Annotated in this window: 26 protein-coding genes and 1 other RNA gene; 2 read left to right on the forward strand and 25 right to left on the reverse strand. The window is 69.9% G+C overall.

Annotated features, from left to right (window positions below):
• Positions 1-92: 92 nt before the first annotated feature.
• The 13 genes from ABFS34_10305 to ffs all read right to left on the reverse strand — a co-directional run bounded on the left by ABFS34_10305 (position 93) and on the right by ffs (position 9,429).
• The gene (locus tag ABFS34_10305) at positions 93-326 is read right to left on the reverse strand and encodes a hypothetical protein (protein MEN8375828.1); all 234 of its coding nucleotides are present in this window, start codon (positions 324-326) and stop codon (positions 93-95) included.
• Positions 327-370: 44 nt separating this feature from the next.
• On the reverse strand, positions 371-1,495 hold the full coding sequence (gene dnaJ, locus ABFS34_10310; protein ID MEN8375829.1) for a molecular chaperone DnaJ: 1,125 nt from the start codon (positions 1,493-1,495) through the stop codon (positions 371-373).
• A 13-nt stretch (positions 1,496-1,508) separates the two neighbouring features.
• Positions 1,509-2,090: a nucleotide exchange factor GrpE gene (locus ABFS34_10315; GenBank protein ID MEN8375830.1), complete on the reverse strand. Its 582-nt coding sequence runs from the start codon at positions 2,088-2,090 to the stop codon at positions 1,509-1,511.
• A gap of 172 nt (positions 2,091-2,262) precedes the next feature.
• Positions 2,263-3,120 (reverse strand): alpha/beta fold hydrolase, encoded by an 858-nt coding sequence (locus ABFS34_10320; GenBank protein ID MEN8375831.1) that lies wholly within the window; start codon positions 3,118-3,120, stop codon positions 2,263-2,265.
• Positions 3,117-4,340 carry a competence/damage-inducible protein A gene (locus ABFS34_10325; GenBank protein ID MEN8375832.1) on the reverse strand — a complete coding sequence of 408 codons (1,224 nt, stop codon included), beginning with the start codon at positions 4,338-4,340 and terminating at the stop codon, positions 3,117-3,119. Before ABFS34_10325 ends, ABFS34_10320 begins: the two co-directional genes overlap by 4 nt.
• The gene (pgsA, locus tag ABFS34_10330; protein ID MEN8375833.1) at positions 4,340-4,984 is read right to left on the reverse strand and encodes a CDP-diacylglycerol--glycerol-3-phosphate 3-phosphatidyltransferase; all 645 of its coding nucleotides are present in this window, start codon (positions 4,982-4,984) and stop codon (positions 4,340-4,342) included. The genes ABFS34_10325 and pgsA overlap by 1 nt, the downstream gene beginning before the upstream one ends.
• A 12-nt stretch (positions 4,985-4,996) precedes the next feature.
• Positions 4,997-5,575 carry an ADP-ribosylation factor-like protein gene (locus ABFS34_10335; protein ID MEN8375834.1) on the reverse strand — a complete coding sequence of 193 codons (579 nt, stop codon included), beginning with the start codon at positions 5,573-5,575 and terminating at the stop codon, positions 4,997-4,999.
• A 59-nt stretch (positions 5,576-5,634) separates the two neighbouring features.
• Positions 5,635-6,132, reverse strand: a complete 498-nt coding sequence (locus ABFS34_10340) for a roadblock/LC7 domain-containing protein (GenBank protein MEN8375835.1) — start codon at positions 6,130-6,132, stop codon at positions 5,635-5,637.
• On the reverse strand, positions 6,129-6,464 hold the full coding sequence (locus ABFS34_10345; protein MEN8375836.1) for a hypothetical protein: 336 nt from the start codon (positions 6,462-6,464) through the stop codon (positions 6,129-6,131). The genes ABFS34_10340 and ABFS34_10345 overlap by 4 nt, the downstream gene beginning before the upstream one ends.
• Complete coding sequence (gene recR, locus ABFS34_10350) at positions 6,461-7,054, reverse strand: recombination mediator RecR (GenBank protein MEN8375837.1); 594 nt, start codon at positions 7,052-7,054, stop codon at positions 6,461-6,463. Before recR ends, ABFS34_10345 begins: the two co-directional genes overlap by 4 nt.
• A gap of 23 nt (positions 7,055-7,077) precedes the next feature.
• The gene (locus ABFS34_10355; GenBank protein MEN8375838.1) at positions 7,078-7,401 is read right to left on the reverse strand and encodes a YbaB/EbfC family nucleoid-associated protein; all 324 of its coding nucleotides are present in this window, start codon (positions 7,399-7,401) and stop codon (positions 7,078-7,080) included.
• Positions 7,402-7,500: 99 nt separating this feature from the next.
• Positions 7,501-9,234 carry a DNA polymerase III subunit gamma/tau gene (dnaX, locus tag ABFS34_10360; protein ID MEN8375839.1) on the reverse strand — a complete coding sequence of 578 codons (1,734 nt, stop codon included), beginning with the start codon at positions 9,232-9,234 and terminating at the stop codon, positions 7,501-7,503.
• Positions 9,235-9,330: 96 nt separating this feature from the next.
• An RNA gene (gene ffs, locus ABFS34_10365) (signal recognition particle sRNA small type) lies at positions 9,331-9,429 on the reverse strand.
• Between the two features lie 64 nt (positions 9,430-9,493).
• Here ffs and ABFS34_10370 point away from each other — a divergent pair.
• Positions 9,494-9,952, forward strand: coding sequence for a CoA-binding protein (locus ABFS34_10370; GenBank protein ID MEN8375840.1), 459 nt, complete (start codon positions 9,494-9,496; stop codon positions 9,950-9,952).
• 12 nt (positions 9,953-9,964) lie between these two features.
• Here the strand turns inward: ABFS34_10370 and ABFS34_10375 are convergent, their stop codons facing one another.
• The 10 genes from ABFS34_10375 to rpsF all read right to left on the reverse strand — a co-directional run bounded on the left by ABFS34_10375 (position 9,965) and on the right by rpsF (position 20,428).
• Positions 9,965-10,327 (reverse strand): YraN family protein, encoded by a 363-nt coding sequence (locus ABFS34_10375; GenBank protein ID MEN8375841.1) that lies wholly within the window; start codon positions 10,325-10,327, stop codon positions 9,965-9,967.
• Positions 10,328-10,375: 48 nt separating this feature from the next.
• Positions 10,376-11,626: a dicarboxylate/amino acid:cation symporter gene (locus ABFS34_10380; protein ID MEN8375842.1), complete on the reverse strand. Its 1,251-nt coding sequence runs from the start codon at positions 11,624-11,626 to the stop codon at positions 10,376-10,378.
• Between the two features lie 6 nt (positions 11,627-11,632).
• Complete coding sequence (gene aroF / locus ABFS34_10385; GenBank protein ID MEN8375843.1) at positions 11,633-12,676, reverse strand: 3-deoxy-7-phosphoheptulonate synthase; 1,044 nt, start codon at positions 12,674-12,676, stop codon at positions 11,633-11,635.
• Positions 12,677-12,781: 105 nt separating this feature from the next.
• On the reverse strand, positions 12,782-16,162 hold the full coding sequence (locus tag ABFS34_10390; GenBank protein MEN8375844.1) for an AAA family ATPase: 3,381 nt from the start codon (positions 16,160-16,162) through the stop codon (positions 12,782-12,784).
• Positions 16,159-17,889: a hypothetical protein gene (locus ABFS34_10395; GenBank protein ID MEN8375845.1), complete on the reverse strand. Its 1,731-nt coding sequence runs from the start codon at positions 17,887-17,889 to the stop codon at positions 16,159-16,161. The genes ABFS34_10390 and ABFS34_10395 overlap by 4 nt, the downstream gene beginning before the upstream one ends.
• A gap of 91 nt (positions 17,890-17,980) precedes the next feature.
• On the reverse strand, positions 17,981-18,394 hold the full coding sequence (gene rsfS, locus ABFS34_10400; protein MEN8375846.1) for a ribosome silencing factor: 414 nt from the start codon (positions 18,392-18,394) through the stop codon (positions 17,981-17,983).
• Positions 18,373-18,834 carry a 50S ribosomal protein L9 gene (gene rplI, locus ABFS34_10405; protein ID MEN8375847.1) on the reverse strand — a complete coding sequence of 154 codons (462 nt, stop codon included), beginning with the start codon at positions 18,832-18,834 and terminating at the stop codon, positions 18,373-18,375. The genes rsfS and rplI overlap by 22 nt, the downstream gene beginning before the upstream one ends.
• 4 nt (positions 18,835-18,838) lie before the next feature.
• Complete coding sequence (locus ABFS34_10410; protein ID MEN8375848.1) at positions 18,839-19,753, reverse strand: hypothetical protein; 915 nt, start codon at positions 19,751-19,753, stop codon at positions 18,839-18,841.
• A 7-nt stretch (positions 19,754-19,760) separates the two neighbouring features.
• On the reverse strand, positions 19,761-19,979 hold the full coding sequence (gene rpsR, locus ABFS34_10415; protein ID MEN8375849.1) for a 30S ribosomal protein S18: 219 nt from the start codon (positions 19,977-19,979) through the stop codon (positions 19,761-19,763).
• A 2-nt stretch (positions 19,980-19,981) separates the two neighbouring features.
• Positions 19,982-20,428 (reverse strand): 30S ribosomal protein S6, encoded by a 447-nt coding sequence (gene rpsF, locus ABFS34_10420; protein ID MEN8375850.1) that lies wholly within the window; start codon positions 20,426-20,428, stop codon positions 19,982-19,984.
• Between the two features lie 473 nt (positions 20,429-20,901).
• On the opposite strand from rpsF, the gene ABFS34_10425 reads away from it, so the two are divergent.
• The gene (locus ABFS34_10425) at positions 20,902-21,144 is read left to right on the forward strand and encodes a hypothetical protein (protein ID MEN8375851.1); all 243 of its coding nucleotides are present in this window, start codon (positions 20,902-20,904) and stop codon (positions 21,142-21,144) included.
• A gap of 22 nt (positions 21,145-21,166) precedes the next feature.
• Here the strand turns inward: ABFS34_10425 and ABFS34_10430 are convergent, their stop codons facing one another.
• Both ABFS34_10430 and ABFS34_10435 read right to left on the reverse strand, forming a co-directional pair.
• On the reverse strand, positions 21,167-21,940 hold the full coding sequence (locus ABFS34_10430; protein ID MEN8375852.1) for an HAD-IIA family hydrolase: 774 nt from the start codon (positions 21,938-21,940) through the stop codon (positions 21,167-21,169).
• A gap of 150 nt (positions 21,941-22,090) precedes the next feature.
• On the reverse strand, positions 22,091-22,726 hold a 636-nt coding region (locus ABFS34_10435; protein MEN8375853.1), incomplete at its 5' end, for an HNH endonuclease signature motif containing protein.

Here is a 22,726-nt window from a genome sequence, read left to right on the forward strand (position 1 = left end):
CGCCGTAGCCGTCGCTACGGCAAGGAGTTCCAACGCCGCATCCGCGGGATGCAGCGCGCGCCGAATGCCTACGGGACTTCTGCAACGGTACACTAGCGCAGTTCCTCGGCCAGGGCCATCGCGGCGGCGATTTCCTCGTCCGACGCCGAAGCGATCCACGCCTCCAGGTCCGCCCTGTCTCCGCCGTGCTCCGCCCACAGCGGTCGCATGCCCGCCTCCGAAACGCAGTTGAACACCACGCGGGAGCGCTCGGGTAGGCCGAACGCACCGGCGGTGGCGAAGACCTCCCAGGTGCGCAGCTCGTCATCCAGCAGGCGTCTGCTCAAGGCGAATCCCCGGTTCCGGTCATGTGCAGCCGCGGCCCGCGATTTCAATAGCGAAGGTCGTTGGCCGCCGCGAACTGCTCCATGAGCTTCCTGCCCTCCTCGTCCAACTCCTCGGGCACCGTGACGCGGACGCGCACGTACTGATCGCCCCGGTGGTCCTGCTTCTCGATCCCCTGCCCCGCGATCCTGAACTTGGTCCCCGACTGGGTGCCTGGCGGCACCCGCAGGGTCACACGCTTACCGTCCACGGTCTTCACGCGCACCTTCGATCCGAGAGCGGCCTGCGCGACGTTGATCGGGATTTCGCAGTGCACGTCCAATCCGTCCCGCGCGAAGAACGGATCGGGGCGTACCTCGAAGGTGACGATCAGGTCACCCGGCCGGCCTCCACCCTGCCCCCGCTCGCCCTGCCCCGGAATGCGCACCTTGGAGCCGGTGTCCACCCCAGCCGCAACCTTGATGGCCACCTTGCGCTGTTCGCGCACCTCGCCGGACCCCGAGCACACAGTGCACGGATCGGTCGGGATCTGTCCGCGGCCGAGACAGCGGGGGCACGGTCGATTGACCGCGAAACCCCCCTTGCCGAACGACACCGTGCCCGAGCCCTTGCACTCGGGACACTTCCTGGGCTTGCTGCCCGCGGCGTTGCCCGACCCCTCGCACGTGCCGCATTGCTCGGTGATGGGAACGGTGATGGCTATCTTGCCGCCCTGCGCCGCGAGCCGGAACGACACCTCCACGGTGTACTCCACGTTGCGCCCGCGCTCGCGTGCTCCCGTGGGGCGGGCACGCTGCCGCTTGCCGAAATCGAAGATCGACCCGAACAGATCGCCGATGCCGCCCAGATCGCCCAGGTCGTCCATCGAGAAACGGATGTCTTCTCCGCCGGGTCCGGCGTGCGACGGTCTGCGCGCACCGCCGCCGGCGAAGCCGCCCAGCGGTCCGAATCTGCGCATGCGATCGTACTGCGCTCGCTTCTCCTGATCCGCGAGTACTCCGTAGGCTTCGCCCACTTCCTTGAAGCGCTCGGCGGCGGCCGCGTCGTTCGGATTCGCGTCAGGGTGGTACTTCTTCGCGAGCTTGCGGTAAGCCTTCTTGATCTCCGCGTCGTCGGCTTTTTCGCCGACGCCCAGGGTCTGGTAGTAGTCCTTGGTGCCTGCCGAGGCCATGCCCGAAGCTCCCTCAGCCGGGGTGCTTCAGGACCTGCACGCGCGCCGCACGCACCAGGATCCCGTGCATGCGATAGCCGCGTTGGAACGTCATCGCGACGATATCGTCCTGGCCGGGGTCGTCCGTGGGCATGGTGCCGATGGCCTCCATCGTCTCCGGATCGAAGCGTTTGCCGACGGCGTCGATGGTCTCCGCGCCGGCGGCTTCCAGGGCCCGCTGAAGCTTGCGCTCGACCATGTCCACGCCCTCGATGAGCGAGTCCACGGAGGCCGCCTCCGGGTCCACGGTGGTGACTCGCTCCAAGTCATCCAGCGCGTCCAGCAGTACGCCCACGAGTTCCGCCTGGGATCGCGCGCGCATCTCCTCGCGCTCGCGGTTCACGCGCTTGCGGTAGTTCTGGAACTCGGCGGCGAGTCGCAGGTGCTGGTCGTTGAGCGTCTCGATTTCCTCGTGCAGCGCGCCGAGTCCCCTCTCGACATCCGTGGAATCCGGATCCAGGGACTCCGAGTCCGCGGAGCCGTCGTCCTGGCTGGGCTCAGCGCTCCCCGCCGCGGCCTCCATCTCCGCGCCGTCGATCGGTATGTCTCGCTTCATCGTCGCATTTCTGTGCTGTTTGGTCGGCTACCTGTCGCGGGTCCGCCCGTGCAAGCCAGGTGCCAGGGCAGGCCTGCCGTTCCGGCAGATTCGCGATCCCGAGGTGAAGCCGCGGAGCGGGCCTTCGCGCTCGCGCCGCCACGTAGCATACGCAAGAGCGACCCCAGGGGCTTCACGCGGCCTCCGGCGGAGGCAGCCTGTCTTCCACCCATTCGAACAGGCGCCGGTACACGGGATTCGAATCCGCTTCGTTCAAAACCTCGTGAAACAGCCCCGGAAAGGTCTCGACCTCGCCCCGCTCCCCGACCGCCTCTCCGAAGGCACGCGCTGTCGCGGTGTCGATCACCCGATCCTCGCCCGCGAGCAGCAGGAGGAGGTGGGCGCTGATCCGGCCGGGAGACGCGATGGCGGCCCTCTGGGCCCTGCGCGCGGCGGCGTACAGCCCGGGCGTTATCGTCCTCCGAACCATGGGGTCGATGTCGTAGTCGCGCACCACCACGGGGTCGTGCGACAGGTCCACCGCGCGGATCCCGTTCGGGATCGCCACGCGCGGCGTCACGCGCAGCAGGAATCGGCCGAGTCGATCCCTCCACGGGGGCGGAGAGGCGGCCTCGGCCAGCCACGGCGAGGTGATGGCCGCCGCGGGAAATGCGTCGGGATACTCCTGCAGCACGCGCAGGCCGATCAGCCCACCCATGGAGTGACCCAGCAGCAGGAGCGGAAGGCCGTCAGGAAGGGTGCCCAGCAGGGTCGCCCGCAGCGCCATGACGTCGGCCGAGTAGTCGGCGAAGCGGCCCACGTGGGTAGGCGCGCCTTCCGACCGTCCGTGCCCCCTCAGGTCCAGCGCGAAGGTGGAATAGGCCCGGCGCGCCGCCCGCACCGCGAAGGCATCGTAGCGGCCCGCGTGCTCGCCCAGACCGTGCACGACCAGAAGCGCGGCGCGAGCTCCGGGCGTCGTCCAACTCAAGTAGCGCAGCACCGTTCCGTCGACGGCGGCGAAGTGCCCTCGGCCGCGCTCGAGCCGTATCACAACATCCTCCTTAGAAGATCCAGGGCCGCCTGGGCCGCGCGCTCGCGGATCGCGGCGCGGTCGCCCACGAGGCGAAGTACTCGCACGCCGTCCGCCTCGGGAGTCCGCGCGGCAACGTATACGGTGCCGACCGGCTTGTCGCGCGTACCCCCGCCCGGTCCCGCCACCCCCGTGATGCCGACACCGGCTTCCGCTCCGAAACGCGCCCGGGCGCCCGACGCCAACGCCTCGGCCACCTCCGCGCTCACAGCGCCGTGCGCCTCGAGGACCCCGGCAGGCACATCGGCCAGGGCCGTCTTGGCCTCGTTCGAGTAGGCTATGAGGCCGCCCAGGAAGTAGTCGGAAGAGCCGGCGAACGCGGTGATGCGCTGCGCCAGCAACCCGCCCGTGCAACTCTCCGCGGTTGCGAGCCGCCAGCCCCGCTCGCGCAGCGCCATTGCCACCACCTCGACCAGGTCGCTGCCGCCCTCCGCGTAAACGTTCTCGCCGACGGCGGCCGACACGCGCGCGGCGGTCTCCTCCAGCGCCGGCTCGTCGGTGGCGCGCAGGTGCAGGTCCACCCCTCGGGTGGACGGCAGGTAGGCCAACGCCACGCCCTGCTGCACGCCGAATTCCTCGAGCCTGTCGGCCAACTCGGATTCGGCCACCCCCGTGGTCCGTAGCACGCGGTGAGCGACGGGAGCGAGCCGCCCCGCCCAACGGTCTCGCAGCAGCGGCAGCAACGCCTCCTCACTCATTGCGCGCATTTCCGCCGGCGGTCCGGGCAGCGCCACCACCACGGCATCGTCCCCCTCAGCGAGGAATCCGGGCGCGGACCCCAGCCGATTGGCCAGCACGACGGCGCCCTCCGGAAAAAGTGCTTGGCGCAGATTGGACGCGGGCATCTCCCGCCCGCGCGACTCGAAGCGCCGCCGCAGCCAAGCCACCACCGAATCGTCCTGGCGCAGCTCTCGGCCGACTACGCGCGCGAGTGCGTTCCGTGTCCGATCGTCCTCGGTAGGCCCGAGACCGCCGGTGCAGATGACAGCGTCCGACTCCGCCGCTTCGCGTTGCACCGCCTTCACTATGCCGGCGGGATCGTCTCCGACCGTCACGGACCGGGTGACCCGGGCTCCCTCGCTCGCGAGGATCCGCCCCAGCCAAGCCGCGTTCGTATTGACGGAGGTGCCGTTCAGCAGCTCGTCGCCGATAGAGACGAGGGCGACCGCGGGCGCGCCCATCAGGCCTCCGCCAGGGCGCGCCTCCAGCTGACCAGGTAGACGCCGAGAGAGAGCACCGTCAGGCCGAGCGCCACCGTCAACGACACGAAGAGCACCACCCCGTGCAGCGCGCGCCAACCCTCCCACGCGGGGCCGGTCCAGCCGGCTGCCACGGCCTTGGTGTGGAGAGCGTGCCAGAGCAGCGCGGCGCCCACGAAGAAGTTCTGCGAAAACGCCTTGTACTTGCCGGACTTCTGCGCCGCCAGGATCAGTCCTCGGCGGGCCGCCGCGGTCCGCAGCGCGGTGATCAGAATCTCCCGGAAGAAAATCACCACAACCGCCCACAGCGGCAGCGAGCGCCACACCGGCCACTGGCTGAAGGTCTCCACCGGGTTGGACACGAGATAGACGGGCACGAGGGTCGCCACCATTAGCAGCTTGTCGGCGAGGGGGTCCATCAGCTTCCCGAAGTCGCTGACCCACCCGTGCTTGCGCGCCAGATAGCCGTCCCACAGGTCCGACAGCGCGGCGATCACGAATATCACGAACGCCGCCAGTTGCGGCCCGAATCCGGCCGCCAGGGGAAGGAAGAACAGCACCGGCGCGATGAAGATGCGCGCGACCGTGATCGCGTTCGGCAGCAGGCTCCGGTTGATCTCGGGCATCGGGCGGCGCCGTTACCCGAGCGCCTGCAGCACCATCTTGCTGACGGTCTTCAGCGTATCGAACACGCCGTCGCCGTTCACCGCGACCGCTTCGTAGTCAGGCCAGTCGTACGGGTTCAACTGAGACCGCAACTCCTCCACGGACACGATGTTGGGGAGATCTCGCTTGTTGTACTGGATTATGACCGGGAGATTGTGCGGATCGTATCCATAGTCGGCCAGGTTCTCGAACAGGTTCTGCATGGACGCGATGTTGGCGTCCATGCGCTCGACCTGCGAGTCGCCCACGTAGACGATCCCGTCCACTCCCTTCAGGATCAGCCGGCGGCTGGCATTGTAGTAGACCTGCCCCGGGACCGTATACAGGTGAAAGCGCGTCTTGAACCCCCGCACCGACCCCAGGTCGACCGGCAGGAAATCGAAGAACAGCGTCCGCTCCGTCTCGGTGGCGAGCGAGATCATCTTCCCGCGCGTCTCCGGGTTCACCTTGGAGTATACGTACTCCAGGTTGGTCGTCTTACCGCCGAGCCCGGGACCGTAGTACACGATCTTGCAGTTGATCTCCCGGCTGGCATAGTTGATCATCGACATGCGGGCCGCCTCCCATCACCGTTACCCAATCGTGCCCTCCCTAATGCGGGTCGGACCCGCTAGTCGGAAAATAGCTTGTCGATTTCGTCCGCGGCTTCGTCCGCCCAGCCGGCTTCCATGAACGAACCGCGCGGGCGATCGGCCTCTCTCTCCGTCGCGGTCTCGATGATCAGCTCCAACTCCGGTACCACGCGCTTGGTCTGCATGCGCACGAGTCCGAGCGTCGTACCCTGATCGAACAGCGCGGCGAGAATGGCCTCACCGCCCACGTCCATCAAGTACATGCACTCCGGGGCGCCCTGATGATAGAGGGCGGAGAAGTCCTCATCGCCCAGCAGCTCGGCCAACTGACGGCCCGCCGCGAAGTCCGCCGCGGCGAGCGAGGCAAACGAAGCGCCGTCGATTCCGCCCGTACGGCCCTCGGCCTGCAACAACTGGCCGGACCTGCCTACCAGGAATACGCCCCGCGCGCCTGCTTCCTCCCGAAAGCGCCCCAGCACGCGCGCCACGTTGTCCTGGTCCGATGAATCGAAGGACCAGTTGTCCCCGGTGGTCATCCAGCGGCCTCGTCCGGCGTCGGCTGGACCAGCTTGCCCTCCATTCGCTGCAGGATCAGGCCGGCCCGTTTGCGCAGCAGCGGTCGCGGTTCCCAGGCCAGGAAGTCGCGCAACAGGTGGACCGATTCCACCGACGCCTGGGCTCCCGACAGATACCCGAGGGCGGCGAGACGGCGCAGCGGGTGCGGGCTGAACAGGTCGCGCTGGTGCCGCGAGATCTGGTCGCGCAGCAGCAGCGCGGCGACCGCCGCCGCGGCGCCAACACCGACCACCACCCACGCCAGGGTACGCCCCGCCCTGCCCCTGCTCTCCACGATTCCGTCCTCGCTCACGTGATTTCCCGCCTCGCCGCGAATGCCTCCGCAATGGTGACGCCGTCGGCGTATTCCAGGTGCCCCCCCACGGGCAATCCTCGCGCCAGCCTCGTGACCCGCACGTCCCTGCCGGCCACCAGCTTCTGAACGTATGTCGCGGTGGCCTCGCCCTCCACGCTTGCGTCCGTGGCGACGATCACCTCGCTTACCCGCGCGCCGTTCCCCAGTCGCCCGAGCAAGCCCCCGAAGTTCAGCTCGTCCGGACCGATGCCGTCCAACGGCGACAGGCTGCCCCCCAGCACGTGGTAGAGCCCTCGATACTGCCCGGTCTCCTCGATCGCGCCGATGTCGGAGGCCTCCTCCACGACGCAAATCACCGAGTCGTCGCGCCTCGGATTACCACACAGCCCGCATGGATCCGTCTCGCTCGGGTTGCCGCAGCGCGAGCACGGCCGCACGCGGTCCGCCACCTCGTTCAGCGCCGACGCAAGCTCACGTATGTCCTCGGTCTGACGCTTGAGCAGGTGATAGGTCAGCCGCAGCGCCGTCTTGCGCCCGACGCCCGGCAACTTCGCCAGCTCGCGGATCAGTCCCTCGATTGCGGACACGGTCGGGAGCGGAGTCGCCGCGCCTAGAGGCCCGGCAGGTTGCCGAACGGAAGCGGGAAGCCTCCGGCCATCTTCTTCATTTCGTCTTCGTAGAGGCCGTGGGCTCGCTGCTGCGCCTCGGACACCGCCGCCAGCACCAGATCCTCCAGCATCTCCACATCGTCGGCAGTCACTACCGACGCATCGATGCGAATCTCGCGTACGCGGCCCTTCCCGTCCGCGACGGCCGTTACCATGCCGCCGCCGCTCGTGGAAGTAACCGTCTGATTGCCGAGCTCCTCCTGCAGTTGCGACATCCGGGCCTGCATCTGCTGACCCATCTGGAGGAGTTGCTGCAAGTTTGTCATCGTCGGGAAACCTTCAGCTATTGATGGAGCGCCAAACTACCCGGCCGCTCCGCGCCAAAGCAAGCGCCGAACGGTGCGGGCGTTTGGCGCACGCACGGGCTAGTCGAGCAGTTCCAAATCTAGTTCTTCTACCGCCTTGGCCAGGGCGGGTTCCTCGGCAACGAGTCGTTTCATCTGCCTTTCCTTCAGGGCCTCCGGAGTCAGGCGTTCGCCCGGTGTCGTGTCCCCTCCCTGGCCCTCCGCGCCGACCTCCACGCGTACCTCCCCGCCCAGCCGCTCGGAGAAATGGCCCGTCAGCGTGCGCCGCGCCATGGGGTCGGTCTCGAGCAGGTCCAAGAGCGGGCCGGCGGGCACATCCAGGCGCACCAGGCCGGGCCCGGCCTCGAGCACCGTCGTCGCGCGCAGGAACGCGACCATCCCCGGCGGAAGCCCGCCGCCCGTGCGGGCGATGGCGGCGAGGGCGGTCCGCGCCGCGTCGACCCCACCGGCCGCCTCGACCCCGCCGGCCGCGGCTGCCGCCTCCGGCGCGGCCTCGGCCTCCGGCGGAGGAGCCGGCGGCGGGGACGTAACCGGCGCGGTGGGCGCCATCCCGGCGGAGCCGCCGGAGGGGGTCGGCGCGGGCCTCGCGCGGACCGCCGGCGGCGCCTGCCCGGCGCCCCAACCGGACCGGAGCGCCTCGAGGCCGCCCTCCCCCGCCGCGCGCAGCAGCGTCTCCAGGTCGATCGTTCGCTCGAGATGCGTAAGCCGCAGCATCAGCGATTCCAGCAGCAGCCGCGGATTGGTGCTCTTGCGGAAGCGCCCGTCGATGTCCAGCTCGGAGACCAGCGCCAGCATGCGCAGCAGGTCGCCGGGCTCGAAGCGCTCGGCGCGCGCCGCCAGATCGTGGACGGCTTCCGGACGCCGGTCCACCGATTCCGGGCCGTCCAACTTGATCGCCAGCGCGTCCCGGAGCGCTTCGGCGAAGCCGCGATGAAACTCGGACGGGTCGAAGCCCTCATCAAGGAGGCGGCGCACGAACGGAAACACGTCTCCGTGCCTGCGTTCGGCGACTATGTCCATTGCCTCGAGGTAGAGGGCATCGCTAGGCAACCCGAGCACACGCGCTACCTCGTCCGCGGTGAGCGAGCCGCCCGCCAACGCCATGACCTGGTCCAGCAGCGAGAGGGCGTCCCTCATCCCGCCCTCGGCGCGCCGGGCGAGCGGAATGAGCGCCTCCTCGGGCGCCGACGCGCCCTCGGCTTCCAGCACCTCGTTGAGTCGGTCGACGATCGCCCGCACGCTCATGCGCCGGAAGTCGAAGCGTTGACAGCGCGACAGGATGGGCGGCGCCGCTTGCTGGATCTTCTGCGGCTCCGTCGTGGCGAAAACGAACACCACGCGCGGCGGCGGCTCCTCCAGGATCTTCAGGAGCGCATTCCACGCCTCGCGCGTGAGCATGTGCGCCTCGTCGATGATGTAGACCTTGTACCGGTCAACAGCGGAAGGGGCATACATGGCGCGCTCGCGCAGGTCGCGGGCGTCGTCCACCCCGCGGTTTGAGGCGGCGTCGATTTCCACCACGTCGAGCGAGGCCCGTCCCGACCAGATTCGCTCGCACGACTCGCAGGTTCCGCACGGTTCGCCGTCGCCGCCGCGTTGCGGGCAGTTCAGCGCCATCGCGAGCACCCGAGCCGCGGTGGTCTTGCCAACCCCCCGAGGCCCGCTGAAGAGATAGGCGTGAGCGACCCGGCCACCGGTGATGGCGGCGCGCAGCGTCTCGGCCACGTGGGCCTGCATGGCAAGCTCGGAGAACCTGCGCGGACGATAGGTACGCGCCAGAGCGGTACGACTCATGCTGCCGCCTCGTGGGAAGCTCGCGACGGTGAGCCGACACCTATGGCGTGTTGGTTACACACCGGATCTCCGGCCTGTTCTGAGGAATGATGAAAATGTGCCCCAGGGGGCCGACAGCGACGGTCACCACGCTTACGGCTGCTACCTGCGGGGTCCTGACCGGGTTCACGAGCTTCCGTCCTGCGGTCCTGGGGCACCGCGGATGTTACCCAGGGTGCGCGGAGGGGTCAACGGCAGGCCAGCCGATGGAGGCCGGGCGATGACGCTCGATTGGCGGGATAATCTGATCGACAGCGACGCCGACATCGCGGCGCTGCTGGGCGATACGCGCAGGATAGCGGTCCTGGGGATCAAGCCTGAATCGCGGGGGTTCAAGCCCGCGCATTACGTGCCGCGCTATCTCCAGCGCGCCGGCTTCGAGGTGATTCCCGTGCCGGTGTACTACCCCGAGGTGACGGAGATTCTCGGACAGGCGATCTACCGGCTGGTGGCGGACGTTCCGCCGCCCATCGACATGGTCGACGTGTTTCGTCGGCCCGAGCACATCCGCCCCCACGTGGACGACCTGATAGCGGCGGCGCCCGCGTCGGTCTGGTTCCAGGCGGGCATCCGCAACGACGAAGCCGCCGAGGAATTGGCGCGCGCGGGCATCCGCGTGGTGCAGGACCGCTGCCTGATGGTGGAACACCGGCGCGCCGGTGTGGGGCCCGCACCATAGGGCCCGCGCCCCTTATCTCCTCCACGCGTCCGGTACGTGCTCCACGTCCGGACGGCCGCTCCCGTCCCAGATGATGGCCACCGCGTCGAAGCGGTAGGCGTCGCCCGGCCTACCGAAACGCCGAATCCAGCCGGCGGCCACGCGCGCGATCTCGCGCTGCTTCGTGGGCGTGATGGCCTCCAGCGGGTGACCGTACTCCGGTCCCGCGCGGGTCTTCACCTCCACAAAGGCCACCGTGCGCCCGGTGCGCGCGACCAGGTCCACCTCGTTGCGACCATCCCGGAGGTTGTGCGCCAGAATTTCGTAGCCACGCGCGGCCAAGTACCGGGCGGCGAGCCTCTCTCCCGCCGCTCCGAGGCGGTGCGCTCGAGACATGAGGGCAAGGTCGGCGCGCCGGCGGGGCGCCGGAATGGCTGGGCCGGCCTACTCCGCGGATGTGAACGGGGCCGCTTCTTCGACGACCTCGGCGCCGGCCTTGCCGCGCGTCAGGCCGTCGACCGTGGCGGCCGACGCCACGTGCGCGACGACGTTTGTGCCGGAGCGGAACATGTCCGGCACCCGGTCCACGCCTAGCATTATGCCGAGCGCCTCGAGCGGGACGCCGGCCGCGCTCAGCGCGGGCGCCATGGTGACGATGGCCGCGCTGGGCACGGGGGCTACGGTCATGGCCGCGAGGAACGTGGCGAAGACGACCGCGGCTACCACGCCGGCGCCCAACGTCACTCCGTACACGGAGGCCAGGAATACCACCGACGCGCCCTGGAAAAGCGCGCTTCCGGGTCGATTGATGGACGCCGCCAGCGGCAGGATGAGCGTGGACTGCTCCTGCGGGAGCCCGAGCGCCTCGGCCTCCTCGAACATCATCGGCAGCGAGGCCACCGAACTCGTGGTGCCGAATCCCATCGCGAACGAACCCAGCGTACCCCGAGCGAAGCGACCGGCCCGCATCCCGCCCAGGTAGCGCACTACGGGAAGCAGAATCAGCCCAACGAACACGGTCAGCCCGACGATGACCGCGAGTATGAAAACAGCCAGGTTCTGAAGCATCCCGATCCCGGTCCGCGCGGCGACCGGCGCCGCCAGGCCGAAGACCCCGACGGGGGCCGTCCACAGCACCCAGTGCACGAGCTTGATGAGCGCGTCGCTGAGCGTTTCGCCCAGCGACAGGAGTGCCTCACGCTTGTGGGCGGGAAGGGTGGCGGAAGCCGCCGCGAAGAGAACGGTGAACACGATTATGGGGAGCAGGTCGCCCGAGGCCGCGGCCTCGAAAGGATTGCGCGGAATCAGGTTGACCAGAAAGTCGACGACGCCGGGCGTCTCGGTCGCGATGGCCGCCCCGGGCGTGGGTGGCGCCACGGACGCGGTGAACGAAAGCGCCAACCGCATCACACCCATGCCGATCAGGATCGCCGGCAGCGTGGTCAACCAGAAGAAGCCCACCGTCAGCCCGCCGAGCCTACCCAGCGAGCGCGAGTCGCCGATCCTGGCGACGCCCACGAATACCGTCACCGCGACGAGCGGGATCACGACCATCTGGATGGCGCGCATGAACGCATCGCCAAGCGGCTCGGTCGCCTCGGCGGCGGCGAGCAGCGTGGGCGATCCCGTCGCGGACGCGAGGATGCCCAGCGCCAGGCCGAGGACCAGGCCCAGCAGTATGGCCAGCTGACCCATGGCGGCCTATCCCTCCGCTACGAGCTCCCGCGCGGGCATCGGTGCCGCGAGCCGGCGACCGATCGCGGCGGCTATGTGATGGATCTGGCCCATCAACTCCTCGAACTGCTCGGGGTGGAGCGACTGGGCGCCGTCGGACAGCGCGCGATCGGGGTTGGGGTGGACCTCCACCATGAGCCCGTCCGCTCCCGCCGCCACGGCCGCGCGCGCCATGGGCGTGACCTTGGCGCGCAGGCCCGTGCCGTGGCTCGGGTCGGCAATGATCGGCAGGTGGCTCAAGGCCTTGACTACCGGAATCGCGGTCAGGTCCAGCAGGTTTCGGGTGTGCGAGTCGAAGCCGCGCACGCCGCGCTCGCACAGGATCACGTCGGGATTGCCCTCCGCGAGAAGATACTCGGCGGACAGCAGCAATTCCTTGATGGTCGCCGCCGGGCCGCGCTTGAGCAGAACCGGCTTGCCGGCCCTGCCCGCGCGCCTCAGAAGCGGGTAGTTCTGCATGTTGCGCGCGCCGATCTGGACGATGTCGGCGTGCTCCGCGACGACGTCGACCATGTCCGGCTCGAGCGCCTCGGTGACGACCGCCAGGCCGGTTTCCTGGCGCGCCCGCGCGAGGTAGCGTAGCCCCTCCACCCCGAGTCCCTGGAAGGAGTACGGCGACGTGCGCGGCTTGAACGCTCCGCCCCGCAGCACGCGCACGCCCACGTCGCGCAGCCGGTGCGCGATCGACACGATCTGCCCCTCCGACTCGACCGAGCACGGCCCGGCCATCACCACCACCTCGGTGTCGCCGACGCGAGTGCCGTTCGCCAGCTCCACTATCGTCGGCTCCTCGCGCCACTCGCGCGAAACCTGTTTGTAGGGTTGGGTGACGTGGAAGACCTGGCGCACGCCTGGCAGCGACTCGAGTCGGCCGCCGTCCACCTTGCCGTCGTTGCCGATCAGCCCGATGGAGGTACGCTGGCGCCCCGGAATGGGCCGGGCCTCGTACCCCATCTCCTCGATGGTCTCGACGACCCGGTTGACGTCCGCCTCGGAGGCGGTGTGGTTCATTACGACTAGCATGGCGCAGAATCTAGGCCCGGGGGGCGAACCGGTCTACAGCGCGGGACGAACCCCACGGCGGGGGCGACCGGTTCCGGGAAGCGTTGCGGGGGGCTAGACCGCCGCCTCCTGCACGGTCAGCGCTTCCTGGAGCTGCACCCCCACGATCTTGCTGACGCCGGGTTCCTCCATGGTCACCCCGTAGATGTAGTCCGCCGCCTCCATGGTGCGGGGATTGTGGGTGACCACGATGAACTGCGTTTCCTGCTTGAAGCGCTCCAGCATGGCCACGAAGCGTCCGATATTGGCCTCGTCCAGGGGCGCGTCCACCTCGTCCAGAACGCAGAACGGAGCGGGCTTCACGAGGTATATCGCGAACAGCAACGCCAGCGAGGTCAGGGCTCGCTCGCCGCCGCTCAGCAGGTCGATGCGCTGCGTACGCTTGCCGCGCGGGGACGCCGAAATCTCGATGGGGGACTCCAGCGGGTCGGTTTCGTCGGCCAGCCAGAGATCGCATTCGCCGCCCTCGAAGAGCGTGACGAAGGTGCGCTTGAAGTTCTCCCGTATCTCGCCGAAGGTCTCGTGAAACAGGTCCAGGGCGGCGCGATTGATGCGTCGGATGGCTGTGCGCAGGTCATCGCGCGCCTTCACCAGATCGGCGAGTTGGGTCTCCAGGAAGCTCAGCCGCTCGCCCTCCTCCTGGTGCTCCTGCTGCGCCAGCATGTTGATGGGCCCCAGGCGCTCGATGTCCGCGGTCACCTGGCCCAACTCCACGCGCATCGCGTCCAGGTCCTCGATCTCCAGCCGCTCCGCCTCCGCCACGAGCCGCTCGAATGGCCTGCCCCACTCCGCCTCCAGGCGCTCGCGTACGTTGCGCCGGAGGCCGTCCAGCTCGGTGTGGCGCAACTGCAGACGGTGACGCTCCTCGGACCGCGATTCCACGGTTAGGCGCAGCTCCCGCGCCTGCGCTTCGAGTCCGGTCACCGAGCCTTCGCGCGCGGTCAGGCGCTCGTCTCGGCCGCGCAGGTCGCCCACGGCACGGTCACGCTCGGTAAACAATTCCTCGAGCTGCGCCGTGAGCTCGGTACGCTTGGCGGCGGTCTTCTCGGCGACGTCCCTGTTCTCGCGCTCCTCGGCGTCCACGGCCTGCTGCCGCCGCTCGGCGCGCCGGTCCGCTTCCTCCGCGTCGGTGAGGCGGCGTTCGGCGCCCGACAGAGCCCCCTCCGCGCGCGCTTGCAGGACGCGCAGCTCGGATTCCTTGTCGCGCGCGGCCTCCCAACCGGCTTCCGCCTCCGCGAGCAGGCGCGCCGCCTGGAAGCGGGCGCTGCGGTGCGCTTCCAACTCGCCCTCCAGCGTGCCGTGCTCGCCGAGCGCGCGCTCCGCGGTAGCCTGGGCGTCCGTGAGGGCCGCGGCCGCCGCCTTGCGGCCCGCCTCGAGTTCGTCACTCTGGCGCCGGGTTCGCCCCAGCAGTCCGGAGCGGGTGCTCTCCTCGGACTCGGCTTCGCGTAAGCGGTGCAGGGCTTCGCGCAGCCGCTCCTCCTCGGCGCGCAGCGCGGCTTCGCGCTCGAGCGCGAGCACGGTGGCGGCCTCGGCCGCGGCCGCCGCCTCTTCAGCCGCCGCCGACGACGCGGTCATCGCCGTGCGCAGCTCCGCCAGGCGCGCGCGCCGACCGACCAGGAACGGCTCGTCGGGCGCGGCGCCCGCGAACGACAGGGATTCGAGCAGCGCCTGCGCCTTGGCAACGTCGGCGCGCTCGATGATCGCGACCACGCCCGCGGCGTTCGGCATGGAGCCCAGCCACGCGCGCGCGCGCTCCGAGGCGGCGCCGTCCTCCACCACGACCGCCTGGAGCAGCGACGCCATGGCCGCCTCGACGGCGGGTGCATCGTCCCCCGCCACCGTGAGCAATTCCGCGAGCGCGCCCCCGACGCCGCCGATCTGCTCGCGCTCGGCGAGGAGCCGCGCCACGGCTGGAGCGTAGCCATGATACTCGCGCGTCTCCTCCTCGAGCGACGCGACGCGGGCGTCGTAGCGGCGCGCGCGTTCTTCGCCCTCCGCGCGGGCCGCGCGGGCGGCGGACTCGGCCGAGCGCGCCTCGTCCAGCGCCGCGGCCGCGGCGGCGCGCGCGGACTCCAGTTCGTCGATCTCCAGGGTGATCTTTCGGCTGCGCTCCTCGAACAGGTCCCCTTGCTCGCCCAGCGTGGCCAGCTCACCCTCCAGCAGCGCCGCCTCGTCGGCCAGCCGCTCGCCGCGCTCGGCCGCCTCGCGTGCCCGCGCCTCCGACTCGGCCATGGTGGCCCGTAGCTCGGCGAGCCGGCGGTTGACCTCCTCGTCCCTCTCGCGCAGCGCCATTTCCTCGGCGCGCGCCGCCATGAGCGCTTCTCGCAATTGCTGCTGCCACGCGTAGGCGGCCTTTACGTCCGTGTCGGCACGTTCCAGCTCGGCCGCGCGTTCGCCGCGCTCGGTGCGAAGCTCCTCTATTTCGCGCCCGTAGGCGACGCGGGCGGCGCGCAACTCCACCCGCTCGGCCTCGAGCTGGCCCAGTCGCCGCTCGGCGTGCGCCGCGCGCTCGTCACCCACCGCTATGGCGCGCTCGCGCTCGGAGATCAGCCGGCTCACACGCTCCAGCTTCTCGGCGACGCCGCTGCGCTCGCGGTTGAGCTCGGCGAGTTCTATGCGGCCGCGCTCCAGGTCGGCCTCCACGCGGCTGAGTTCGGCCCGCTCTTCCGGCGAATCGCCTCCCATCTCCGTCAGCCGCTCGGTGAGCCGGGCCAGTTCGACGTCGGCGTCGACGAGGTCGCGCTCGACCAGCGTGATCTCGAGCGACAGGCGCCTGTCACGGAGCTGCTTGTAGCGCTCGGCTCGGCCTCGCTGCCGGGCCAGGCTGCGCACCTTGCTCCGCACTTCGCCTATCAGATCCTCCAGGCGTTCCAGGTCCGCCTCGGCGCTCTCCAACCGCCGTTCGGCGACGCGCCTGCGGTCCTTGTATCGCCCGATGCCGGCGGCCTCTTCGAACAGCTCGCGGCGCTCGTCGGCGCGATCGGACAGAATGGCGTCGACCATGCGCTGCTCGATGACAGCGTAGGTGTTCGCACCCAGGCCCGTGTCGCGGCACGCGTCGACCACGTCCTTCAGCCGCACCACGTTGCCGTTCAGGCGGTACTCGCTGCCCGACTCCCGGAAGACCACTCGCCCCAACTCGACGGCGTCGTAGGGGACGGCCATCCGCCGTGTCTCGTTGCTGAAGCGGAGCGCGACCTCGGCGCGGCTCAGGCGCTTGCGCTCCGACGTGCCGGAAAAAATCGCGTCGTCCATGCGGCCGCTACGGATGGCCGAAGCCCGCTGCTCCCCCAGGACCCAGCGAATGGCGTCGCTGATATTGGATTTGCCCGAGCCGTTGGGCCCGACGATGGCCGTGACGCCATCGTGAAACTGGAGCTCGGTGCGGTCCGCGAAGGACTTGAAACCCTGCAGCGCCAGGCCCTGGAGCTTCATGGTGTGGCCACCCAGCCGGAGACGCGCACGAGCGCGGGGTCGAGGCCTGCCTGCGCCAGCGGGTCCGCCAGCACCGGGGCCTGTTCACGCAGCTCGAACGCGCCCGCGTAAATGCGCGTGGCGCCGTCCGGGGCAACCGGCACCGGGTAGGCCGGGATACCGGCGTCCAGCAGTTCGGCCGCGCGAGCGCGAGCGGCCGCGGCGGTCTCTGCCTCGTCGATCAAGAAGCCGAACGAGGTGGGCCGCACGTCCCATTCACCCACGGTGGCCTTACGCCCATCGCCATAGAGAATGTCGCGCACCGCGACAGCTTCCATGCTGTCCGCGTAGGGACCCGCCATGACTCGGTAATACACCACCTGGTCCAGCAGAAACGGCGTGATCAAGAAAGGCATCTCGCCGTCACCCCCGTTCAGGCGCTCCAGCCGTCGACGCGCCGTGCCGAGGTCCTGGTGCGCCTCGATGGCGACCGTGTAGCCCAAGGGGGTGATCTCGCCGCGCACCGGCGGCGCCGGGATGGCGGCCTCGGTCACCGCCGGCTCGTCCGTGGCCACGACCGCCCCCTCCGTCCCGATACCGCCCACGGGCTCGGCGCCCGCTTCGGGCAACAGGCGAATCAGCGCGAACACGAGGATCGCGGCCAGGAGGACGAGCAGGACCCACATGCCCACGCGGAGCTTGCGGGGCGGCCCGGCGGCGGAGCCCTCTTCAACAGCCGCGTCGACCTCGGCGGGCGCGACAACATCGAACGCCCCGTCGACCTCGGCGGTGGCGTCGACCTCATCCGCGGCGCTGACCTCGGCCGCGTCGTCGACCTCGACCGGGTCATCGATCGAGACCGCAGGCGACGCGTCTTCGGGAGAGCCCGTCAGCGCCGCGATCTCGGCCGCGAGCAGATCGTACTTGCTGGGCCCCCGGGAGGCGACGTCCTCTGCCTCGACGTCCTCTTCGTCATCGTCCTCTTCTACTTCGTCGTCGACCTCGTCGTCGTCGTCTTCTTCTTCTTCTTCGGGCGTGATCACGCTGCCGCCCTCGTCCTCCCACGACGCGAAGTCATCGTCGCCTTGCTCCTCGGCTTCCCGCGCGGGTTCGAGCCGATCCAGCAGGGTGCAGTTCGGGGGCAGAGCCATGGCGATGGCATCGGCGTCATCGGCGCCGCCGATGACCACGGCCACCCGCACCCGCGCGGCGATCTCGGGAAGCCCCGGCAGATCTACCGGGGCGTACAGGAGCAGCGTGGCACCGGCTTCGGCCGCGCCCGCCAGTAGGCGATCCCAGCGCGGGTTGCCGGCGACTGTTTCGGGGTCCGGCACTCCCACCCCGGCGGGGGCGAAGAACACGCTATCGTCGCGCACGCGTACGGTCACCCGCCGAAGCGACGCGCCGAAGTCGAAGAGGTCGGTCATGCCCTCGTCGTTGGGCACGTCCAGGACTTCGTGCAGCTCGGGGGTCTGCAGCGACATGTCGCACAGCACCAGTCGGTGTCCTTCGCGCGACAGCGCGGCCGCCAGGTCCACCGCGGCAGCGGCCGCCCCGGCGTCACCCGCCTTGAGCAGCAGCAGCGCGGGACGATCGGCCGCATCTCTGGCGAAAAAAGAAACGATGCCGGGCGGCACCGTCGTGGGAGATTCCAAGCCGTGAGGGGCGGTTTCAGGGGACACGCTGCCCACCGGAGCATCCTCCACCCCGGAACCCACCTCGCCCCGCGGCCCCGCCGCCTCGTCCATCCCTCTCATCCCACGGAAAAATAGACCCGTGGCCCCGGATATCAAGGGGACGACGGGATCACGCCCGACGCGGCGGCCCGGCTCCGCCCGATCAGTCCGTAAAGCGCTCCATGGGCGCGTCGCCCCACAGGTTCTCGAGTTGGTAGAACGCGCGCGCGTCCGGGTGGAAGACGTGGACCACGAAGTCGATGTAGTCGATCAGCACCCACCGGGCGCTGCGCAACCCTTCGACGTGGTTGGCGCGTACCCCCTCGCGCTTCATCTCCTCCAGCACGTACTCGGCGACGCCCTTGACGTGCAGGTCGGACGTCCCGCTCACGATCAGGAAGTAGTCCGTGGCGTTGGAGACCTCTCTGAGGTCCATCACCACCACGTCTCGCGCCTTGCGGTCCACGGCATGCTGCACGGCCCGCGCGAGTGGCGCCGGCAACTCGAGGGCGGCCGCCTGCCGAGACTCTCCGCTTTCCGGAGACTCGGCCGGGCTCAGTCCTGTTTGACCACCCAAACCTTGATCTCCGGTCGGACGTCCGCGTGGAGCTTGACCGGCACCGAGAACATCCCCAGCGCCTTGATGGGCTCGTCCAGGTCGATCGTGCGCTTATCGACCGTGAAGTCGAGACCCTGCTCGTTCAGGCGGTCGGCAACGTCTGCGTTGGTGATGGAGCCGAAAAGCTTCGACTCCTCGCCCGCGCGCGCCTCGAAGGTGATCTGGATACCTTCCAGCAGAGACGCCCGGCGGCGCGCCTCCAGGAAGTCGCGGCGGGCGTTCGCCTCGGCGCGCTTCTGCTCCTCCTCCAGCTGACGCACGTTGCCGGAAGTGGCCTCATAGGCGAAGCCACGCGGCAGCAGGTAGTTGCGGGCGAAGCCGGATTTGACCGTGACGATCTCACCGGCCTCGCCCAGGGCGTCCACGTCCTTCCTCAAAATCACTTTGACGGTCTTCATCGCCTCACTCCTCGTTGGCCCGCGCGGCCTTCGCCCGCGCGCGCAAATCCAGCCACGTATCTCCCAGTCCGATCATCATCGTCGCGGGCACCGCGAACGGGTACAGCAGCACAGCGACGACCACGCCGATGACCCATACCACCGGGGCGGCGCCAGCCCAGATCGCCACGACCACCGCGATCCCCCGCAGCGCGTACAGCCCCGCCATGAAGGCGATCATGTTCGCGCCCACGCGCGAAACCACCTCGCCCAGCGGCAGGACGGTCCCGGCCAGGCCCCCGATGAGCACCCACACCATGCCATCGCCGAAGCGAAACTCGCTCAGGCTGGCGAACCCCTGCCGCTGCCGATTCCTGGCGTGCAGCGCGGCCGCAAGGCCCAGCGCGGCAAGGGTGGCCAGCGCGAGCGCGGCGGGGAAGATCAGCGTCTGTAGCCGGGCGGCCCCGACGAACGCGGCGTCCGCCGCCTCGCGGGTGGCCAGCTCACCGCCTCCCCTGCGCAAAAACGCCCCCGCGGCGGCCATGGTACGGTGCAGCCGCCGATCCAGGGCCGCCTCCAGCGGAGCCCAGCCCCCGGTCGACAGCAGCACGACGGCCGCCGAGGCCGCGGCCCCGACGGTGGCCGCCAGCGCGCGCCGGAGCGCTCCCCAGCGCGGCGCGATGGCCGTCACCATCAAGAGCCAGGCGCCCGCCAGCAGGGCCCAGCCCCGCTCGGCCCGAACCAGCCCGTCCGCCTCGGGGACGGGGGCGGTGAGCACCACACCGAGCAGCACGGCGCCGGCAAGCGCGAACAGTGGCCGCCCGGGCGACACCACCAGCAGGAGTCCCAGCGGCACGGCCAGCAGCACCGTTCCGCTCACGGGCCCCGACAGGACCATCACAGCCAGGATCAGCGCGACCGGCGTAAGCAGGCCGCGCAACGCTGCTCTAATCGTACATCTTCGTGTACGGGACCAGGGCCAGGTAGCGAGCTCGCTTGATGGCCGTACCCGTCTGCCGCTGGTGGCGGGCACACATGCCCGTCATCCGGCGCGGCAGGATCTTGCCCCGGTCGGTGATGAAGCGCCCGACCGTCTTGTCGTCCTTGTAGTTGATCTGCCGAATGCCCGCCTCACACAGGGGGCACGGCTTGTTGCCTCGCGCCATGATCAGTCCTCCCTGTCTGCGCCGAGGTCCACGCGGCCCTCGCCACCCTCACCAGCCTCGCGGTCCTCACCACCCTCGCGGCCCTCACCGCCCTCGCCGTCCTCATCCTCGTCGTCTTCGCCGCGCGGCGACACGTGCGCGATCGACATCGGCGCGGAGGGCTCGCCCTCGTGCAGGACGATCAGGTAGCGGAGCAGGTCGTCGTCCAGCTGCATGCTGCGCTCGAATTCCGGCAGCGCGTCGGTAACCGCCCGGAACTGAACAACGACGAAGTTGCCTGCGGACTTCTTGGAAATGGGGTAGGCCAGCGGGCGAGAGCCCCAGCGGTCGACGGTGGTCACTTCCCCGCCACCGGTGGTGGCCATCTCGTTGAAGCGTTCCAGCTTCTCGTCTAGCGTCGACTCGTCCAGCGTCGTGTCGAAGATGTAGACGACTTCGTAATCCCTCACGAGTGCTCCCATCCTTCGGTCTGGCCGCTCGGGCGCGGCGTTGGCGGCCCCGTCCGGGAAGGACGGAGCAGGTATATGTCGGCGCGAAAAGTAGATAAAGAGGCGGGGCGAGTCCAGTGGGCAGGCCTGGCCCCGGCGTTGCACTCCACCCCTCCGGAGGCCGTACCCGTATACGGAGGAACCGCATGCCGTGGAGGAGCACCCGCCACCCCTCGGGGGCCGACGCGCGCCCGCGCGTGCTTGCCATCCGCTGCCCTCGTTGCAGCGCCCGATTCCACCGCAGCGCCGACCGGATTCCCTTGTATAGCGTGTTTTCCTGCCACTGCTGCGGGTCCCGACTAGTGCGCCAGCAGTCGCTGATAGTGGCGCTGGGCGGGCCGGGGGAGGCAGAGTCCGCGTCGGCGGAAGCGACCAGCTAGGCCCTTCCAACCAGCGCCCGGCAGGCGTCGCACGGGCGCAACGGACGGTCCCTCTTGTGGCAGACTCGCTACAGGGACCTCGCCCCGATCGCGGTGGGCTCGAACCGAGAGCCGCACGACGCGCCGGGGTCCCTGACGGACGACGAGGTCTACTCGGCCGTGGCCTTCCTGCTGTACCTGAACGACATCATTCCCGAGGACCAGGCGCTGGACGCTGTGTCGCTTCCGGCCGTCGAAATGCCGGCCCAGAATGACTTCGTCGTCGACGATCGGCTCGAGTCGACGAGCGTGCGATGAGGCTAATCCGGCGACGACGGCATCAGCCCAGGAACCCCGGCAACTCGGCGATCGACCCGATTCTGTAATCCGGCCGCTCCTCCCTCGGCGCCTCCGCCGCCCGTGCCGCGTCGAACTTGCCGGTCTCCACCTGGATCGCGGTGAGGCCGGCCGCCTTGGCGCCTCGAATATCCGACTCCGGGTCGTCACCCACAACGGCCAGGCCGTCGACGGGCACACCCAGCGTCCCCGCCGCCAGCTCGAAGAAGGCGGGCGCCGGCTTCCCCACCAACGCGGCCTCGACCCGAGCAGCGTATTCGAGGCCCACGACGAAGGGGCCCGCGTCCAGCGTAGGACCACCGGCCGGTAGCCAGAAGCGGTTCTTGTGGATCGCGACCAGGCGGGCGCCGGCCCGTAGCGCGCGGAAGGCGGCGTTCAATCGAGCGAAGGTGAAGCCGGGTCCCAGGTCCCCCACCACGACGGCCTGGCACGCGGCGTCCCCGTGGACCAACGCGAACCCGGCGAAGTCCTCATGGGTCGACGCGGGCAGCAGGAGCAGGATCCGCTCCAGGTCCTCACGCCGCAGCCAGAGCGCGGCAGCGACGGGCGCCGTGAGGACGCGTTCGGGGTCGATCCGAAGCCCCATGCCGGCGAGCCGCTCGACCACCGCGCGTCGCGACATCCGGCTGGTGTTGGTCGTGAAGAGGAACGGAATTCCGCGTTCGCGCAGCCTGGCCACCGCCTCGACCGCACCCGGGACGAGCGCGTCGCCCTCGTAGACCGTGCCGTCCAGGTCGATGAGGAGGGCTTGGATCATGGGTTGAATAAAGGGTCGTGAACCTTGCCGGCCGCGCTTCGCGTCGACCGGCGTTAGCGTGCGAGGGCCAATCTACGCGATGGCGCTCGGCTAGGCGCCATGGTCGTTCCGGCGCGGTATCTGCTTCGGGGCGCGACGCCCCCGTCCCGCCTACCCCGCGCCGGCGGCCACTTCTTCCGCCATCTCTGCGTCTGCCTCGAGCGCTTCGCGCGCGCGTGCCTCGACGGGCCAGGGCACGTAAGAGTCGCGCGTCCAGCGCGCGGCGCCGGTGCGGTGGGCGGGCAGATCGAGTCGCAGCTTCGCGGTTGGGCGCGGGCGGGCGCCGGGGGCGCGGCCGTTGCCGGCTGCTTCGTTGGCACCGGGCGCCGCGCTGGCGCTCCCGTCTCCGCCTCCTCCAGGTCGGCGCCCGTTCGAGCGCGGCGCGTCGTAGAGCGCCCGCCCCCTGGGCGTGAAGAATGCGACCGCCCCCTCCTTGCCCAGGCACACCCGTACCCGGCCCTCGTGCACCGCCCTGTGATGCCTGCGGCACAAGAGCAGCAGGTTACGCAGGCTCGTCTCGCCGCCGTCGGCCCAGTGCACGACGTGGTGGCCGTCGGTGAAGCGGCTGGCGCAGCCCGGGAAGCGGCAGCCCCGGTCGCGTGCCTCGAGCGCACGGCGCAGCGCCGGCGCGATCGTGCGCGTACGCCGGCCCGCGCCCAGCACCCTGCCGTCCCCGCCGCGCGTGATCCGCACCACCGCAGCGTCGCACGCGATTCGCCTGGACGTTTCCGCGGAAACGCGCACGCC

The sequence above is a fragment of the Gemmatimonadota bacterium genome (genome assembly GCA_039715185.1).
GTDB lineage: Bacteria > Gemmatimonadota > Gemmatimonadetes > Longimicrobiales > RSA9 > DATHRK01.